This is a genomic window from Microvirga massiliensis, from assembly GCF_001006805.1.
Lineage (GTDB): Bacteria > Pseudomonadota > Alphaproteobacteria > Rhizobiales > Beijerinckiaceae > Microvirga > Microvirga massiliensis.
This window is the reverse complement of record NZ_LN811351.1, coordinates 833,993-835,874: the sequence shown is the minus strand read 5'-3', so window position 1 is coordinate 835,874 and position 1,882 is coordinate 833,993. Positions and strand designations below refer to the sequence as shown.

Here is a 1,882-nt window from a genome sequence, read left to right as displayed (position 1 = left end):
CCGGGGCGTGTCCTGATCCAGGAACGGCACACCCGGGCTTGGCCGCGCGCGGGAGCACGGCATCGCATCGGATCACGGCAACGACGTCATCCGCAGTCCGGCGAGAGTGCACTTCGTCATCCCGGCCCCTTCCCCGACACGGACAACCCGCTAGGTTGTCTGCCTGAGCCGATCCGAGGTCGCCGCCATGCCAGCCGTTGCTGATCCCAATCCGCTCGCGCCCGCGCTGGCGCGGAACCTGGAGCACCGTGAGATGCTCCTGCGCCGCGCCGGCGGCGCCCTATCCGCCGAGGAGGCTGCTCGGCTGCTCGGAATCACTCGCGAGACTGTCGACGAGCGACGGCGCGCCGGCACCCTGCTCGCCGTCCGGGAGGGAAGCGACTGGCGCTATCCCGCCTGCCAGTTCCGGGACGGCGAGGTCATTCCCGGCCTGACGGAGGTTGTGCGCGGCCTCGCTCGTGAGGGTCCGTGGGTCACGCTCGACTTCCTGCTGGCGCCCGACACCGTCCTTGAGGGCCAGACACCCTTGCAGGCCTTGCGTGATGGTGATCGTGAGGAGGTGCTGCGCCTGGTCCGCGCAAGCCGAGGCGACGGCTTCGGGTGAGCAGGTCCCGCTCCCTCCGAGCCTGGGCGGGGCTATGGGACGGCGGCCATGATCGGGCATTGGCAGGTTCGAAGAGGTGGCGTCCGGATGAGGAGCCCGCCATGGACATCGACGATGACCCAATACTCATACGCGCCGAGGCGGCTCTCTGGTGACTGCCCTGACACCCTTGCAGTGGCCCTGCTGGGCAATGGTCTGCTCCCGACCAATGAGATTCTTGGATATCAACCGCGTGTACCGCCAAGGCATAGACCATTGGATCCACCGGTTATTCCGCAAACCTCGACAGAGTGCCTCGCAAGATCTCAGCCGTTCATGTCTTTGCCAGTGGTCAAGCGAGCGGCATCGCGTCTGCGGGTCGAACAATCGTGACAAGGCGTCGAGCGCGAGTGATCGCCACTCGAAGTACTCTTCGGGTCGTAAGGTGTGGCGGAGCCTCCCGGGCCGACGGGAATCTGCCAGAGAACGGGCCCTCGACGATGATCACACCGTCGTACTCCTTGCCCTTGGACTTGTGGATGTTCATCAGAAGGCAGCCTTCTGGTTCCCGTTCACTGGCTTGGATTCGATCTCGGTCGAGCAGACGGCGAACCAGATCGGCAGTACCCGAGTAGGACCCGTCTTCCACCCACCGCCGGCGCAATCCTTCGGCAAGAGCATCGGTGGCGCGGAACAGTCGGACGAGGCGAGCCGCGCCATAAATGGCATCGAGTGGTTCCGGACCGGCGAGGATCGCCCGGGCTGTCTTCCAATCCTCGACTGGATCGCCGCTCAGCACGAAGCCCTGCGCGTAAGCCATGGCCAATGCCTTCACTGCCCGGGCTTTCCCAACCTGCCCGCCTGCATTCAACGATGCATCTTCCGAGAACTGACTCACGCGCTTATGCGCGCTCTTACTGGGCTTTTCCGCCTCAACTGCGATCTTCGTCCGGAAGAAGTCGGCGATACGATGAAAGGTCACTGTCAGACCAGATCCGTCGGCCCTCTGCGGCCACTCCAGTATCGATGCAATGACCACCGCGGCAGCCGCGGTGAGTTCGGCATCCCAAATCAGCTCATGCGGGATCGCCGGAAGTTGGGAGCCGTTGAGGGCGCGCGGTGTCGAAATGTCCGTCGAAATCTTTGCGATCAGCGTGTTGCTCCGGGCCAAGACGGCAAGGGAGGGAGCTTCGACGCCTTTCTTCCGCAGGTCGGTGAACATTGCGCACACGACAGCATGCACCGTGGCCTCGAAACGCCCCGGAATCTTCCTCTGATACGTTCGCAATCGAACGTCAG

The 1,882-nt window shown here is 64.1% G+C and carries 1 protein-coding gene and 1 pseudogene; one reads left to right on the top strand and one right to left on the bottom strand.

Features of this window, described 5'->3' with window-relative positions; all coding sequences use genetic code 11:
- Positions 1-163: 163 nt before the first annotated feature.
- Positions 164-604: pseudogene (locus BN1233_RS08900) on the top strand (helix-turn-helix domain-containing protein); the annotation flags it as partial.
- A 331-nt stretch (positions 605-935) separates the two neighbouring features.
- On the opposite strand, the gene BN1233_RS49555 reads toward BN1233_RS08900, so the two are convergent.
- A partial coding sequence (locus BN1233_RS49555) for an ATP-binding domain-containing protein (RefSeq protein WP_048710859.1) occupies positions 936-1,882 on the bottom strand: 947 nt, incomplete at its 5' end.